14 protein-coding genes, 1 tRNA gene and 1 pseudogene are annotated in these 15,699 nt (G+C 62.7%); 10 read left to right on the top strand and 6 right to left on the bottom strand.

Annotated features, from left to right (window positions below):
* Positions 1-14: 14 nt before the first annotated feature.
* The 3 genes from ilvD (at position 15) to MLG_RS07920 (ending at position 2,407) form a co-directional block, all read left to right on the top strand.
* Positions 15-1,706: a dihydroxy-acid dehydratase gene (ilvD, locus tag MLG_RS07930; protein WP_011629294.1), complete on the top strand. Its 1,692-nt coding sequence runs from the start codon at positions 15-17 to the stop codon at positions 1,704-1,706.
* Positions 1,703-2,284, top strand: a complete 582-nt coding sequence (locus tag MLG_RS07925; protein WP_011629293.1) for a SprT family zinc-dependent metalloprotease — start codon at positions 1,703-1,705, stop codon at positions 2,282-2,284. Before ilvD ends, MLG_RS07925 begins: the two co-directional genes overlap by 4 nt.
* Before the next feature lie 48 nt (positions 2,285-2,332).
* A tRNA-Val gene (locus MLG_RS07920) sits at positions 2,333-2,407 on the top strand.
* Positions 2,408-2,552: 145 nt separating this feature from the next.
* Here the strand turns inward: MLG_RS07920 and MLG_RS07915 are convergent.
* The 4 genes from MLG_RS07915 to MLG_RS07900 all read right to left on the bottom strand — a co-directional run bounded on the left by MLG_RS07915 (position 2,553) and on the right by MLG_RS07900 (position 4,784).
* A complete protein-coding gene (locus MLG_RS07915) occupies positions 2,553-2,852 on the bottom strand; it encodes a hypothetical protein (RefSeq protein WP_156774654.1) in 300 nt (99 codons plus the stop codon).
* Positions 2,853-2,993: 141 nt separating this feature from the next.
* Positions 2,994-3,599 carry a molybdopterin adenylyltransferase gene (mog, locus tag MLG_RS07910; protein WP_011629291.1) on the bottom strand — a complete coding sequence of 202 codons (606 nt, stop codon included), beginning with the start codon at positions 3,597-3,599 and terminating at the stop codon, positions 2,994-2,996.
* Between the two features lie 90 nt (positions 3,600-3,689).
* Complete coding sequence (locus tag MLG_RS07905) at positions 3,690-4,412, bottom strand: glycosyltransferase (RefSeq protein ID WP_011629290.1); 723 nt, start codon at positions 4,410-4,412, stop codon at positions 3,690-3,692.
* An 18-nt stretch (positions 4,413-4,430) separates the two neighbouring features.
* Positions 4,431-4,784 carry a hypothetical protein gene (locus tag MLG_RS07900; protein WP_011629289.1) on the bottom strand — a complete coding sequence of 118 codons (354 nt, stop codon included), beginning with the start codon at positions 4,782-4,784 and terminating at the stop codon, positions 4,431-4,433.
* Positions 4,785-4,970: 186 nt separating this feature from the next.
* Between MLG_RS07900 and MLG_RS07895 the strand changes: the two genes are divergently transcribed.
* From MLG_RS07895 to MLG_RS15715, 7 genes and pseudogenes are all read left to right on the top strand, one after another.
* Positions 4,971-6,668 (top strand): hypothetical protein, encoded by a 1,698-nt coding sequence (locus MLG_RS07895; protein WP_041717973.1) that lies wholly within the window; start codon positions 4,971-4,973, stop codon positions 6,666-6,668.
* The gene (locus MLG_RS07890) at positions 6,665-7,840 is read left to right on the top strand and encodes an ATP-binding protein (RefSeq protein ID WP_198003217.1); all 1,176 of its coding nucleotides are present in this window, start codon (positions 6,665-6,667) and stop codon (positions 7,838-7,840) included. The genes MLG_RS07895 and MLG_RS07890 overlap by 4 nt, the downstream gene beginning before the upstream one ends.
* Positions 7,837-9,030 carry a vWA domain-containing protein gene (locus MLG_RS07885; protein ID WP_011629286.1) on the top strand — a complete coding sequence of 398 codons (1,194 nt, stop codon included), beginning with the start codon at positions 7,837-7,839 and terminating at the stop codon, positions 9,028-9,030. Before MLG_RS07890 ends, MLG_RS07885 begins: the two co-directional genes overlap by 4 nt.
* 30 nt (positions 9,031-9,060) lie before the next feature.
* Complete coding sequence (locus MLG_RS15435) at positions 9,061-10,134, top strand: hypothetical protein (protein WP_232209235.1); 1,074 nt, start codon at positions 9,061-9,063, stop codon at positions 10,132-10,134.
* Positions 10,127-10,477, top strand: coding sequence for a hypothetical protein (locus MLG_RS15430; protein ID WP_156774652.1), 351 nt, complete (start codon positions 10,127-10,129; stop codon positions 10,475-10,477). Before MLG_RS15435 ends, MLG_RS15430 begins: the two co-directional genes overlap by 8 nt.
* A 214-nt stretch (positions 10,478-10,691) precedes the next feature.
* Positions 10,692-10,826: pseudogene (locus MLG_RS15720) on the top strand (transposase); the annotation flags it as partial.
* Positions 10,827-10,834: 8 nt separating this feature from the next.
* On the top strand, positions 10,835-11,014 hold the full coding sequence (locus MLG_RS15715; protein ID WP_041717972.1) for a hypothetical protein: 180 nt from the start codon (positions 10,835-10,837) through the stop codon (positions 11,012-11,014).
* A 96-nt stretch (positions 11,015-11,110) separates the two neighbouring features.
* Here MLG_RS15715 and MLG_RS07875 read toward each other — a convergent pair whose 3' ends face one another.
* Both MLG_RS07875 and MLG_RS07870 read right to left on the bottom strand, forming a co-directional pair.
* Entirely contained in the window at positions 11,111-14,425 is a 3,315-nt protein-coding gene (locus MLG_RS07875; RefSeq protein WP_011629285.1) for a DEAD/DEAH box helicase family protein, read from the bottom strand.
* Between the two features lie 2 nt (positions 14,426-14,427).
* On the bottom strand, positions 14,428-15,699 hold the full coding sequence (locus MLG_RS07870) for an ATP-binding protein (protein WP_011629284.1): 1,272 nt from the start codon (positions 15,697-15,699) through the stop codon (positions 14,428-14,430).

The raw sequence follows: 15,699 nt of genomic DNA, 5'->3' as shown, positions 1-15,699 counted from the left end.
CAGGAGTGCAGTCGATGAGTGAGAACCGCCGCAGTCGGGTCGTGACCGCAGGCCTGCGCCGCACCCCCAACCGGGCCATGCTGCGCGCCACCGGCTTCCGGGACGAGGACTTCGACAAGCCCATCATCGGCGTCGCCAACGCCCACAGCACCATCACCCCCTGCAACATGCATATCGCCGCGCTCACCCGGCGGGCGGTGGAGGCGTTGCAGGCGGCCGGTGCCATGGCACCGGAATTTGGCGTGCCCACCGTCTCGGACGGCATCGCCATGGGCACGCCGGGGATGCGCTACTCGCTGGTCTCGCGCGAGGTGATCGCCGACGCCATCGAGACGGTGTGCGAGGGCCAGAGCCTGGACGGCGTGCTGGCCACCGGCGGCTGCGACAAGAACATGCCCGGGGCTATGATCGCCATCGCGCGCATGAACATACCGGCCCTGTTTGTCTACGGCGGCACCATCCGCCCCGGCTACTACAAGGGCGAGCGGCTGGACATCGTCTCGGCGTTCGAGGCGGTGGGCCAGGCCTCCGCGGGCAGGATGAGTGACGAGGACCTGCTTGGGGTGGAGCGCAACGCCTGCCCCGGCGCCGGCTCCTGTGGCGGGATGTACACCGCCAACACCATGTCCAGCGCCTTCGAGGCCATGGGCATGAGCCTGCCCGCCAGCTCCACCGTGGCCGCCGAGGCGGAGGAGAAGGGCGACGACGTGGCGGCCGCCGCGCGGGTGCTGATGGAGGCGGTGCGGGCGGATCGCAAGCCCCGCGACATCCTCACCCGCGAGGCCTTCGAGAACGGCTTCGCCCTGGTGATGGCCGTGGGCGGGTCCACCAACGCGGTGCTGCACTTGCTGGCCATCGCCGATGCGGCCGATGTGCCGTTGTCGCTGGACGACGTGGAGCGTATCCGGCAGCAGGTGCCCGTGCTCTGCGATCTGCGGCCCTCGGGCCGCTACGTGACCACTGAATTTCACGAGGTGGGCGGCACGCCGCAAGTGCTGCGCCTGCTGCTGGACGCGGGCCTGCTCCACGGCGACTGCCTCACTATTACCGGGCAGACGCTTGCCGAGACCCTGGCCGACGTGCCCCCGACCCCCGCGAAGGATCAGGACATCATCCGGACCCTGGACAACCCCCTCTACCCGGTGGGCCATCTGGCCATCCTGCGTGGAAACCTGGCAGAGGAGGGGGCCGTGGCCAAGGTGTCCGGCCTTAAGCAGCGCCGCATCGTCGGACCGGCGCGGGTATTCGAGGGTGAGGAGGACTGCCTGGAGGCGATCCTGGCCGGCCAGATTAAGCCCGGCGACGTGGTGGTCATCCGCCACGAGGGGCCGAAGGGCGGGCCCGGCATGCGCGAGATGCTCTCGCCCACCGCGGCGTTGATGGGGGCCGGGCTGGGGGAGAGCGTCGGCCTGATCACCGATGGGCGCTTCTCCGGTGGCACCCGGGGGCTGGTGGTGGGCCACGTGGCGCCGGAGGCCGCAGCGGGTGGCACCATCGCCCTGGTCCGGGAAGGCGACACCGTCACCATCGATGCGGACGCCAACCGGCTCACCCTGGAGGTGGACGAGGCGGAGCTCGCCCGCCGGCGTGCGGCCTGGCAGCCGCCGGAACCGAGAGCGACCCGGGGCGTATTGGGCAAGTACGCGCAGATGGTCGGCTCGGCGGCGCAGGGTGCGGTCACCGATCGCTGGAGCGGCGGCGCGTGACCGGCGTGCCCGACCCGCAGCGCCGCCCCGGGGCGGCCGCGCCGGCAGGGTGCCGGTCGGGCCCCCCGCCGGCCACCGAGGCCGAGTGCCTGGAGCGGCTGAAGGCCTGGGCCAGGGCGGACTGGCGCGCGCTCTGCCGGCAGTGGCCGGCCCTGCAGGGCCTCCCGGCGCCCGAGGTGGTGCTCTACCGCCGGGGCAGCGCCCTGGGGCGGGCGTGGCTGCGCCCGCATCGCATCGGGCTCAATGCCCCGCTGATCCGGCGGCCCGACGGCTGGCGGGAGGCCCGCGACACCGTCGCCCACGAGCTGGCGCACCTGGCCGCCTGGACGCTGTTCCGCGATCGGGGGCATGGGGCGGGCTGGCAGCAGGTCATGGCGGTACTGGGCGCGCCCCCCACGCGCACCCACGCCCTGGACGTCAGCGGCATACCAGGCACCCAGCGCCGGTGGCAATACCGCTGCGGCTGCAGCACCCATCGCATCACCACCACCCGCCACAACCGTATCCGCCAGGGCCGAATGCGCTACCACTGCCGCCGCTGCGGCGAGGCGCTCAGCCGCGACGCGGACAGCGGCTGAGGGGTTGACACCCAAAGGGCCTGTCCCTATCATTTGCCCACGCTTTCGGGGCGGTTAGCTCAGCGGGAGAGCACTGCCTTCACACGGCAGGGGTCGCTGGTTCAATCCCAGCACCGCCCACCATAAAACCGAACGAGAACAGCCGCCTGCGGAAAACCTAGGCGGCTTTTTTCGTTGCCGGATGCGACCCCGGCTCAGGATCTTCAAACGGCGGCTCGCTACTGCTGGCCCACGGCCAGATCTTTGGCGCCCCCATGGGCCCGCATGCTCATGCGTGACCCGGCGGATGGCTGATGGTGCGTCCGGACAGCTCCTCCATGGCCACCTCCGTCGCCAGGCTCTCGGCAACCGGATCGCTTTCACCGCCAAGCGCACGATGCCGGTAGTACCACCCCATGAGCAGGTTGGCCAGGTTCTCCTCCGGTGGGTCCATGAACTCCTCCGGGGCGATGTCGTTGGCCTCGCAGATCTGCTCGATCACGGCCCAGTCGAAACTCACCGACCCGTCCGACTCCCTGGTCAGGTGCAGATCCGAGAACGTGAGGTCGCCGGGGATTTCAATACGCATGGTTCGGTGTCCCATAAAGCAGTTCCCTTATCACCTCGCGGTCACTAGTCTCTAGAGAGCGCCGGTTCTGTAAACAGGTCCTGGTGGCTGTTTTTATTGGACTAGATATAGCCAGTTTGGGTTCCAAGCCCGAGGCACCATTCAGCGACCCTCGGCCGGTTTGTCCCGGCGCGCGGACTTGGGTCGAAAGGCCTTGCAGACCGCGGGATCCGTCTCGATGTAGGGGCCCCCGATCAGCTCGACACAATAGGGCACCGCGGCGAATATGCCGTGCACCGGTGGGGCATGGTCGGGCAGGCCGCTCAAGGTTTCCGCGATGGCCTTGGGCTGCCCTGGCAGGTTGATAATCAGGGCCTGGCCCCGAATGACGGCCACCTGCCGTGACAGGATGGCAGTGGGCACGAAGGTGAGACTGATCTGGCGCATTTGCTCGCCGAAGCCCGGCATCTCGCGGTCCGAGACCGCCAGGGTCGCCTCCGGCGTGACGTCCCGGGGCGCCGGTCCGGTCCCACCGCTGGTCAGCACCAGATTGCAGCCCAATTGGTCGACGAGCTCCGTCAGCGTGTCGCTGATGGTCTGCTGGTCGTCCGGAATGAGCCGGGTCTCCCATTCGACCGGATTGCACAGCGCCTGCTCCAGCCAATGCCGCAGTGCAGGGATCCCCTTGTCCTCGTAGGCACCGCTGGAGGCCCGGTCACTGACGGACACCAGGCCAATCCGTACTGCCGGTAATGCCGATGAATCCATAATCGCGACGTTCCCTTACCCGAGTGCAGACAGGAGTGTGCCACAGCAGCGCGGCAACCGGGGACCCGGCCGCCAGCGCAGCGATCCACATTAGTCCGGTCGGCGATACCAGAACCAGCTCAACTGCCGGAACCGTCCCGCCCAGGGAAAGACCACGAAGACCAGTGCCACCAGCGCGTGCTGCCAAGTGGCGTACCAGTCCAGCTTTCGCCCGGAGGTGGCCACCGGTTCGGCGTCCAGGATGCCGAAGCGAAGTCGGCGCTGCCGAGCGATGCGTTGCAGTCGCCGGGAGTGCCCCACCTCCTCGCCGGCATACACATGCTCCGGAAACCCGCCCACCGACCGGTGCAGCTCTGCCCGTACAAAAAAGAAACAGCCCGCCGCCAGAGAGAACCGGCGCGACAGGGCGTTCCAGAGGGACAGCCCCAGCGCCGGAAAGCGGGGCAGGGGACGATCCATGGCGACGGGCACACCTCCGCCGGCCCATTCGCCCGACAGCGCGTCCCACACGGCAAGGAGGTGAACAGGGGTCACCCGGGTGTCCGCATCCAGGAATAGAAGCCAGGGAGCCGTCGCGATTTCGGCGCCCCGGTTCCGTACCCGGGCAATGCGCCGTTCCGGCTCGTGCACCACCCGGGCGCCTGCCTGGCGGGCGATCGCTGCCGTCTCGTCCTCGGAGTCGTTGTCCACCACGATGACCTCCGCACTGAGGCCTGACCCATTGATGGCCTCCTCCAGCGCGCGCAGGGTGGCCGGTAACTCGCGGGCCTCGTTCCAGGCCGGGATGATGACGGAAAGGCTGGGTGGGGCCATGCGGGTACATTCACTCTCCTAGCTGTCCTGCTCAGCAGACGGCTTTTCCCGCAGCTCTCGCCGTCCCAGTAGGGACATGATGCACAACACCAAGGCCACGAAGCCCCAGATGGCCATGTCCTCAAAGGCGGTGCTGGTTCCGACCGAGAAACCCGTCGCTGCGGCGATCCCGAACATCACCGCGGAAACCGTGGGTTTGCCCAGCGCGAACGCCGCGCCCAGGACGAACAGGAAGGCCACCATGACGCCGGCGGCCCCCCCGGCAGCGGTGTCCTCATCGGCCATGAGTTCAGCGCCGACACCGACGGCGCAGGACTGTACTCCGATGATCATGACCAAGGATAGACTGATAATCAGCACTGCGATTCGCATCTTTTTCCCTCCTCTTTATGGATGCTCCAGATGTGCCTGCGCTGCGTTGAGCGCCGGTGAGTCCTATCGTCCTGGGTGTATGCGACGTCTGAGGTCGCAAAAAGGCGGAGGCTGATTCTGATGCGACACGATAAGTCGCACGGCCGGTCGACACTGGCGGCAAACCCGGCAGAGGAGGGCAACCGAATGACTGATTCACTATCAGACCCCGACGTCATTCCGGACCACTGCGGCGGTGCAACCCTTACCGACTTGGCGGGCCGCGTGCGGGTAGCGCATGGCCATCTGCGGGCACTGGACGTGGCCCGCAGTCCCGACCTTGTCGGCCTGGATCTGGCGCATTGTCCGCCCGGGTTGCACCTGACCCTGCAGGATTGCGCCCGTCTTGAATGGATCCGCTTGCCGGCGGGCGACACCGGGGCGACCGTGCACCTGGACGCCGGGGATGGCCGACCCGAATTACTCGTCCTTGGGGCCGTCGAGCGGCTGGATTGCTGCTGGTCCGGGGGTACCTTTGAGGTGCAGGCGCCACGGCATGCCCGGCCTCTCAACGGTGTCGCCATTCAACCCTCGCCACCGGATTGCCCGGTGGAGGGCTGGGTGGCCCTCTCACCATCGCTGCCCCGCTCCTGGACCGTGCCGCCGGCCCTGCGCCAGGTCTGGCTGCACCGGCCGCAGGGCCTGGTCGACGTGCACGTGGAGGCGTCGGGGCGGCTCGACCACCTGGTCGCCACCGACGCCGAGGCGCTGGCCCGACTCCGACTCGCCAGGACCGGCGTGCGGGTGCAGCTCCGCACCTGCCCGGGCCTGAGCGAGGCATACAACGAGGACGGCGTGCTGCACATGACCGACTGCGGCCACCGCGGTGCGATCCTGCATGCCAAGGGGGGCTGGCGTCGCCTCACGTTCCAGCGCTGTAGCTTCTTCGATGTCCACGCCGAGACCGTCGAGGTGGTCATCCAGCGCAGCCCCCGCGTGAACCACCTGCACGTCCCGGGCGGCGTGCACGCCATCACCACCCACGGCCATTTCCCGGTCCTGAACGGCGCCCTGGGCTGGTATGGCAGTGAGGCCAACGGCGTCCGGCAGTTGCTCGGCACCCACCGAGATCGAGACGACGCGCTATCCACCCTGTACGGCTGGACGTGGCTGGAGCGCACCCGCGCCCAGCGCCTCTCCGCGCTGCGCGCGCTGGAGGAGGCACTGGATGAGCATGACCCGGAACTGCTCTGGCGCCTGCGGTGCCTGCTCCACCTGCGGGTCAGAAGCCAGCCGAAACGGCCCCCCGACATGGACGAGGCCCTTCGGGTGGCGGGCAACCGCTGGCACTGGGATTTCAACAGCGATCTCTGGCTGGAGGGGCGGGCCTCTGACCTGGCCCTCTACCGGGCGGTTGCGGATCAGCCGGTGGGCGAGGGCTTCGGGCGGTTGCTGCACTGCCCGGGGGATCCGCACACCCTGCACGGGCTGGCCTGGACGCTGCGCCGCTGGCATGGCCGTGGCGACGACTGGCCGGACGACTGGACGCAGGCCATCGACAAGGGACTGCGCCGCATCACCCGCCGGGGGTACATGAACCGGGCGATCCACGACGCGGTGCAGGCGGTGTTGCAACTCGCCGTCCGGCTACGTGACCGGGCGCTGGCCGATCTGATCTTCGCGTTCGCGCGGGACCGGCTCACGCCGGAGCACGGCGCCCCGCTGTTCATCACCCTCGCGCAGCATGGCTATGCCCCGGCCCGACCCCGGTTGATGGTCGTGAGCCGGAAGTTGAACTGGCTGCAGGAGGACCTGCGCCAGCAGGCCGCCGCGGCGGCCATCGCTCGCGTCCGCACCCACGCCTTCAGCATCGATACCGAGACCCCCCAGGAGGCGTCCATATGAACCGTCCCGTCCGATCCCGGTCCAGAACCGACATGCCCGATCTCGCCCCGGATGTCCCATCCACACCCGGCACGGACGTGGCGCGCGTCCGTCGTCTGCTGCGTCATCAGTTGCACGCCCTGTGGGACCATCCCGAGGCCCCGCACGCCGTGCCGCCGATGATGCTCTGGGGGCCGCCCGGCGTGGGCAAGAGCACCGTGATCCGCGAGCTGTGCGAAGAGGAGGGGATCGACTTCATCGACATCCGTCTCGCCCAGCGCGATCCGGTGGATATCCGTGGTCTGCCCGTGCCGAAGGACGAAGCCGTGGACTGGCTGCTCTCCTCCGACTGGCCACGGGACCGGGACAGCCGCGGCATCATCCTGTTCGACGAACTCACCGCCGCGGATCGCAGCCTGCAGGTCGCTGTCTACGAGATCATCCTCGACCGTCGTCTCGGCAGTCTCTACGAACTGCCCCCCGGATGGATGGTCTGCGCGGCCGGCAATCGCAGCGAGGACCGGGCCGTGGCCACCACGTTCTCCAGCGCGCTGGCCAACCGGCTCTGTCACCTGGAGATCACCCCGGACCTGGAATCCTGGCTGCCCTGGGCCCGGAGCCGAGGCATCCACCCGGACGTGATCGGCTTCCTGCGCTTCCAGCCCCACGCCTTTTTCTCCATGGACGGCAACCTGGAGCGGGGCTGGCCCTCGCCACGGACCTGGGAGCGGGTCAGCGACACGTTGCACCGGGCGGAGCGGACCGGGCTGCCGCAGGAGGACGTGAGCCTGCTGGTCCAGGGCCTGGTCGGCCCCGGTGCCGGAGTGGAGCTGATGGCCTTTCGTGCCTGGCACCGTACTCTGCCCGACGTCCCGGCGATGCTGCGCGGAGAGGCGGAAATCACTATCCCCGAGCGGGCCGACCACCGCTATGCCCTGTGTGCCGCAGCGGTTTACTACCTCTGGCAGGGGCCGCAAGGGGGCTCGGATGCACTCGTGGAAGGCTTCTTCCGGCTCACCCTGGCACTGCCGTCGGACTTTGCCACCCTGGCCCTGGTGGATGCACTGAACGCGCCGGACGAGGCAGAAACCGAGCGCCGCTCCGAGCGACTGCTGATGCACCCGGCCTTCAACGCATGGAGCGAGCGGCACGGCCAGGCCTTCGCGCAGCGCTGGGACGGCGTGTCGGCATGAAGCGGGCCGAGGTCAAGGAAAAGGCGCTCGCGCTGTGGGAGAACGACCGGGCGCGGCTGGTCTTCGAGCAGCCGTTCATCGGCATGCTGGCCATGCAACTGGAACTGCAACCGGTGGTGGACGGGGCCCTGCCCACCGCTGCCACCGATGGCCGCACGGTTTTCGGCAATGCGAACTTTCTCTGCCGGCTCAGCGACGAGGACCGGCTCTTCGTGCTGGCGCACGAGGTATGGCACTGCGCGGCCCTGCATCACCTGCGCCGCCAGGGTCGGGACACGGTCCGGTGGAATCACGCGGTGGACTACGAGGTGAATGGCCTGCTCGCGGAGACCGGCATGACCGTGCCCAAAGGCGCGCTGTACAGACGGCACTGGCGCGGATGGAGCGCAGAGTCCATCTACGAGGTTCTGCCGGAGGACCTGACGGATGAGGGCCGGGGCCGATTCCGGGACAGGCACACCTGGCGCGCCCCGTCCCTTGGCCGTAGCGATCCCGACCTCTGCCCGCGACCCGACGAGCGTATCTGGAAAGGTTGGCAGCAACGGGTGGTGGGGGCCTGGCAGCAAGTGCAGGCCCGGGGCCACGGTGGTCGGGGCATCGGGCGTCTGCCCGGCGTCATGGGCAGCCTGGTGCGCAGCCTGACCCGTCCGCAAGTGCCCTGGCAGACTGTCCTGAGACGCTACCTTGTTCCCCGCCTGGACCCGGGCAGGCGTCAATGGACCACACCGAACCGCAGGTACCTCAGTCGTGAGCTTTACCTGCCCGGGCCGGCGCGGGAGCGGGTGGACCTGGCGGTGGCCATCGACACCAGCGGCAGCACGCAGGACTACCTGCCCGCGTTCCTGGCAGAGTTGCGGGGCATTGCGGGTCAGTGGCCGGATACGCGGATTCGGTTGATCCAAGCGGATGCCGATATCCAGAGCGATGAGTACGTGACTGCTGCGGATCTGAGGCCTGAGATGATTCTGAAGGGGGGTGGGGGGACGGACTTCAGGCCGGTGTTCGAGGCCTTGAAGTCGGATCCGCCGAGGGTGCTGGTGTATTTCACGGATGGGTTCGGTCAGCTACCTGGCCGCCACGAGGTGGAGGCTCTCGATGTTGTATGGGTCATATGGCGTGATACGATCACCATAAAATGCCGCTATGGAGCGGTTGTTACAACTGGACAACCCTTGTCGCTATGGCAATAAAATTCGGGAACATCCTGCGTGGGGGGAGTAATGGGTCGTTCCAAAAGGTGGTGTTTAGTCTTGGTGTCAATGATCCCTTTTTTCGGTTTGGTTTTTCTATTTGGAAGAACTGATCTTGGTTTTTCTTTGCTTTTTGGTGTGGTTTTTTTGGTTTTATGGGGTGCTGCCTATGATGTTCAGATGGTGCTGCGAAACTCCGTAAAAGTATTCTTTGAGAAAGGTTCCGTGCTTCGTGCGTTCTTTGAGAAAAGTGGGTCCGCCTGGCAGCTATTAGGGTCTGCGGCTTTTGCCTTTATATTGTCCATTATCTTTTCTCTGGTTGCGAAAGGAGCGGTTATAAGTCATGGTGTGGTTCCTGTCTTCTTTCTGCTTTTGATATGTGCTTTCTTTGTCTCTTATTTCTTGGGGAGCGCTGCAGTCAAAGGTATTCAAGATAGAAATATTTCGAAGGATGCAGCAAGTGCTTCTGGTGAGAATGAGGGTTCTCCAAAAAGTTGCAGTCCTATAGAAAATAAAGATGGAGATATTAAGGCTGGAAGAGACGGTTCTGAAAGCGCGGGCGCAGGAGGTGATGCTGGTCGAAATGTTTTGGGGTTAATCCTGGCCATCGTTGTTATTAATGTCGTTCTTGCGGGTGTGCTGAGTGCGAAAGACCTTCATTCTTTTTTTGTTTCTAATGTAGGCTACGATTACAATTCAGATCTCGGGCAGATTGACTTCATTGAGTATGCAGAAAATAATCAGGTGCCGAGTTTGGGGGGTAATGAAATATCCCGGCCGCTAATAAATATGTACCTTATTCTTGATGCGTTCAAGCTCGCATCGGCGAATGAGTTTCTTGACATATGGGGTTTTTCTGACGAGGATCGGCTAGACGGGTTTTATGCGTTTTACGCGCTTGTTTTTTTGTTTAACCTTCTGAAGATGATGCCACTTTCCATTGCCATGGTGTTGCTACAGCGTGGGATGGTGGATCGAGTTTTTCCTGTTTTCCATAGGTTGTTTTGTCTCGTGCCGAGGCGTCATATCGCAGAGAATTTCGCGAAGCGATCAATTGCCTGGCTAAAGGGGGGTCCGGAATCCCGGAAGGAAAGTAATGGCTAAGATTAATTCTGTGATCCTGGGTGTTGTTGTTGCAGTCGCCGTTGTAGCCTGTAGCAGTGAGGATGCCGCTCGGTACGTGCTTGACCGGGCAGTTAAGTCAGAAGTGGAGCGTGCGCTCTCCCAAGCAGAGAGAGCGGGGCTCTCCGGTGGGGATGTCCGACCAGAAGAAATCGACTTTGATGATCCGGAGCAGGTCATTAAAAGTCTCATTTCAATACAGGACAATCTAATCCGAAAAAATAAAGAGCTCGAGTCAGAAAATGAGGTGCTGAAGGATAATTTAGATGATGTTTTGGATGAATCAGATAGCAGGAGAAGCAGGTTGAGGGATATGCTCAGATAGATTTCAAGCGTTGAGTTGGAAAGATGAGGCTCATGTCATGCGTTCTCACTGGCCGCGTACCGAGGAAGTGAGTGTTCAGCGTCTTTCTCTCAAATAAATATTTATTATAAGCGTACAGTATTAGTATGCTCACACACAGAGCATTATGCGTGGGAGCGCAGTGCCCTATCGGTCAACGTAGTTGTCGCCTCTATGCAACCAGCAGGTGACAACCATGAAGCACTACTCCGCGGAGCGTAAGGAAGCTGTCCTGCGCAAGCTGGCACCACCGATGAACCGCACTGTCCCTGATGTGGCCGAGGCCGAGGGGATTTCCGCGGCGACCTTGTACAATTGGCGTAAACAGGCCCGCTTGAGGTGTCGAACTTCGGGGGACTGGGCGAGGAGCGGGCCTGGCGCAGTGCCACCAACGGGCGTGGCCCGTGGTGGAATGCCGGGGCGTCGCACCTGAACCAGGCGCTGCCCAAGAAGCACTTTGATCAGCTTCAACTGGTATCGCTGATGGACCACTACCATGGGCTCAAGCGTCTTACGTGAACCGCCGTGGTACGGAACCGTATGCCCGGTGGTGTGAGAGGACGGGGGTGGTAACACCCCCTCCTACTCGATCCCCATAAGTACGCCGTTCTTACGTTACTTGGAAACGGATCCCTTCGCGGGAGACTTGACAGGCTCAAGTGATTTGGCGAGTAGCGAATCGATATAACTGGCCTTGTCCTCCTGCTGGAAAAGAACATGCCAGGCTTCCATCTGCGCCTTGTCCACCCCCCAAAGCAATCGCATCTCATGCGCTGGCGTATTGGAAATCACGAAACTGTTCAGCGTCACAGTTGAATCGCCAAGCCGATCTTCGATTTCCTTGATGGTCTGGTGGAACTGGATTTTCGGGTCCTGGGCACCGAGGTTTCGAATCCCTTTGGGATCGACGAACGAGATGTACTCCTGACCATCAGCGATCAACCAAACGATGAAATCGGGATGGAAGTTACCTGCCTCAAAGAAGCCTACGCCGCGGCCCTTGCTCAGGTTACGTAGCAGATAGAGTTCCTTGTCCTGCAGTAATGCCGGTTTCGAGTCACAGTAGTCCCTCAGGTCTTCCACGAAGCGCCTCTCGCCCTGGTTCAGGGGTGCGGGACTGATCTCGACGGTTGAGCCCGCCAGATGCAACAGTGGCTCGTACAGGTGGCGACCAAATGGAATAGCTTGCAGGCCGCCAAACTGCCAGGGTTTCAGCGTGCCCGCATCAATCTGTGCTTTGAGCTCCTTGAGCTTGGCGACAATCTCGGTCTGAGACTCTTCCACCAGGATGCGGTGGTATCCCTCCGGGAAATCCTCATTGACCTGAGGAAAGTTCGGATCGTTGGCATCCAGATAGCGATACTCCAGGTGTGGCAGCTCCCATTCCTTTTTGCGGAACGAGTAGTAGCGCTCACAGTACTTCTTGAGCAGCGCCTCGGCGAGTTCCTGCCACAGGTGAATCTTCTCGAAGGAATCGAAGGCCAGCTCGGACTCCGGGATTAGCAACCGATACCAGCTCTGGTCGGCCAGCAGTTCGGGCAACACATCCCGTGGCAGGTTCAGGTTGTGCCAGGCCCGCTCAGCCTTGAAGCGTTGTAGCTCGAAATACAGCGCGTCCAGGTCGAGAAAGGCGATGTGTCTCTTGCTCAGGGCACCCTGATCCGGCTGACGATCCTCCTCCACGGCACCGACGCCACTGGAGCGCATCGCCTGGATCTTGGGATACCAATTCAGCACAACCGGATTGGTTTGCAGATACCGGGTGGCCGCCTCCTGCGCGGGATCGGGCCGGGCCAGTGTCGGCACTGGCCCGAGCTTTTTGAAGGCGTCACCGAACTGGGTACTTACCCCGTTGATGGTCTTCTTCAAGCGAATGGTCTTGAGCTGCTTCTGACCCAGGTTGCGAATCACGGGCAGCAGGAACTCGATACGCTCCTCGTTAGACGGCAGCCCCTCTTCTTCGAGAAACTCGCGGAACTGGGCCATGTAGTCGGCCTTGATGCCGAAGATATTCAGGGTTTCGAGTGTCGGCAGGTGTCCTGGCCGCGCGACATCCTCCGGGAGGTTCACCCTGGCACTGCGCTTCAGGCTGCCGTCATAACCCTTCAGGCGCACCCCGCGGCCAAAAAGCTGGATGATCTGCGAACCCTCCGTGCTGCCCACATTCATCAGCCCCATGGTACTGACGCGCCAACTGTTCCAGCCTTCGGTGAACTTCTTGGAGCCGATCAGTACATTGACAGACGAATCGGGAGCATTGATGGACTGGAACAGGGAGCCCTTGAAATCCCGATCACCGACCAGCAGCCCGTCTTCGTTCTCACAGAGCGAGCACAGTCTGCTGTCATTGCCGACATTGATCACGCCGAACGGCTCATTGTCGCCAACGCGCAAAGCGATTTCCCCCGGGACACCCTTCAGGTTCTCCACGTGCAGCGCGCCGCCCCCTGCGGCATTGAAGAGGCTGGCCTGTACTTCCTCGAACAGTTGCTCGGCCGAAAGCCCCAATCCGTTCAGGTAGGCAAAACGCCGGGCAAATAGATTGCGCCCATCGGCAGCAATCAAGCCTTCCTCCAGCACCCGCCGGATGCGCGCCGTACTCCCGGCACGATCACCGAGAAAGCGCGCCAAAAAGCGCAGAATCTCAACAATGTCGGAGGCATCCTTGGTCGAAAGAGACGCGGTGACCCGGCCGCCGACGAAGATCCACAACGGCTTCTCAATATTGAACGGCCGGCAAGCCACAGCCTGTTCGCGATACAAGCGCAGCTGCTGGAAGAAAGACAGCAAGCAGGCCACCAGGTAAACCTCCATAGTGTTTTCCTGGGTCTGCGGGTCCAGGTTCAGGATCTGGTAGTCCTTGCCATAGCCGTCGCCATAGAAATACTTGTAGGAATAGTCGAAAAGCACGCAACGCTCGTACTGGGCCGCCAGTTGGGAGCTGCGCTTTACCGCCTGGCCGAAAGTGGCGGAGTATTCGAAGGAAAAACCCTGCTCGCACAATGCATTGCGAAAGCGCATCCAGGTGCCGGTCTCACCGGAACTGGCACCCCGATGCCCTTCATCGATCAGCACGAGGTTGTTGTTCTCGAAGGCATCGACGGCAACCGTCTTATCGCCCATCTCGTCGCGCAGTTTATTGATGTCGATGATCTCGACAGCCTGCCCGGCGAACAGCCCGCGACCGTTCTTGTCGAACAACTCCGCCTCGATCCCGGCAGCCTGGAAATCTCGCAGGTGTTGCTGGCTCAACCCTTCGTTGGGCGTCAACAGGATGATCCGGTTGAGCTCGCGGCGGCGGCGGTGCTTGGTCAGGTAGTGCTGATATTGCAGGATATTGGCGTGCATGATCAGCGTCTTACCGGAGCCGGTGGCGCTCCAGAAGGCCAGCTTGTTCAACTGCCCGGTGACATCGCCTTCCGGATCCAGATTTGGGACCTGGTCCGGTTCCGGCTTGTCCGCGTTGTAGCGCTCAATCTGTTCGTTGATCGAGGCCAGCAAGGCATCCGCATCGGAGAAATAACGGTCCAGATAGATTTCGGTGAACAGCAGCGACAGGTACTGGAAGTACTTCCAGGCGATAGCCTCTTCGCCGCGCGCCAGCCGGCGCTCGTTCAAACGCTGGGTATGACGGACGATATTCTGGTCATACTCGAGCAATAGATCGGCCGGCAGTTCGGGCAGCGGGTCGGTCTGGTTGGTCAGGGCCGTGTGGAAGCGGTGGATGTTGTTCTCGTCCAACCCGCCGGCGCTGTCTTCGCTCAACTGAAACTTCTGCTTGAAGGCTTCCAGTAACGGCAGGCGCTTTCCGTTCCAGGTAAAGAAGCCGTCAGTGGACGCCAGCCCAAACAGGCTGAACAGCCACTGGTTCAGCACCAGCTTGTAGGCGAACGGCACCTGCGGCCGGTTGTTGCGTCTACGAGGCGGCATGCTCAGTCTTCCCCTCCATCCGTTTCCGCTGGTGCGTAAATCACCAGGCGGAGCTCACTATCATCAACCAGGCTGTATTCCGGGACACGACCGGACAGCATTTCACTATTTTGAAGGATGATGGACACGCCTTCGCCCCGCTTATCCATCATGGTGGATCGGCCTGTTCCCAGCCCGCCTTCATCCGGCACCCGACATTTCGCCAGCAAACTGGTAATCGTTTCATTCCGTGCAGCCTGGCGGTACGGTAGGCTATCCACCGTCATGGTGTTAGGGATGGCTCCGGGGGAGTACAGTTCCATGCGGTCTGCGAATACGCGCAACCGGATCTTGGCGTCCTGCATAGCGTAGTCACGATGCGCGACCGCGTTGACGATGGCCTCGAATACGGCTGTCATATCAAACTGAGGAACATCCTCTCGGCCCACGCTTTTGGACGCGGCGACTCGCATATTTTTGCTGACAAAATGGCAGGCAGAAAGCACCTGTTGATCCAAAGGCCCGGTGAGATCTGCTGCATCAAGCTGGTACGCTTGGTCGCCTACCGGTCGAATTTCAGTACCCCGGTAGGCGACCGCCTGAATAAACGCATTGGGCAGCCAATGGCGAGGATCATCGGAAGCCAGAAGGATACCCGCCACCGACGGGCGCAAGACATCGTCATCCATGCGGGCCATGCCGAGCTTTCGCAGCAGGTCATCGCGGTTATCCCGGGTACGTGCGGTTGCGAATCGTTGCCAAAGCGCCTCATTCAAGTCATCCAGGGTGGCATTCGGCACTGGCTGCTCGTCAAAGCGAATGATTCGGGCCTGACTGCGCTGCTGAAACAGTCGGGCGAGGAAGTCCGGCGCCATTTCACGCTTTTCATCACCCACCCGATGCATATAGCCGCCGGGGCTGCGATGCACCCACAAGCTGCGACCGATTTCCACCTTCAATACGGCCACCTCGTCACCGGTGGTCGTAGGCAGAAGTAGCCGCTCAATAACTGGGGTCAACGGTGGTGTCACTGAGTCCAGGCAGGTCTGCCGGACATAGTCAGTCACAAGGTCCAGCTTGTCTCGCGGAATCCCGAGAATTTCTCGCGTTGCATCATCCACACCGAGCACACAGACACCGCCCTTGGCATTCGCAAACGCTGCCAATTCGTCCACCAGTGAGTTGCGATGTGGTGCGGTCACTCGCTTCCCGGCGATCCGAACCTCCTTCAGCTCAAGGAAGGAATCTTCCCCAAGCTGTATCTTCTCCAAGAGCGCAGCCGCGGTATCAAACAT

The sequence above is a fragment of the Alkalilimnicola ehrlichii MLHE-1 genome (assembly GCF_000014785.1).
In the GTDB taxonomy this organism is placed as follows: Bacteria; Pseudomonadota; Gammaproteobacteria; order Nitrococcales; family Halorhodospiraceae; genus Alkalilimnicola; species Alkalilimnicola ehrlichii.
Note: the sequence above shows the minus strand (reverse complement) of the source record. Positions and strands in the feature narration are given on the sequence as shown.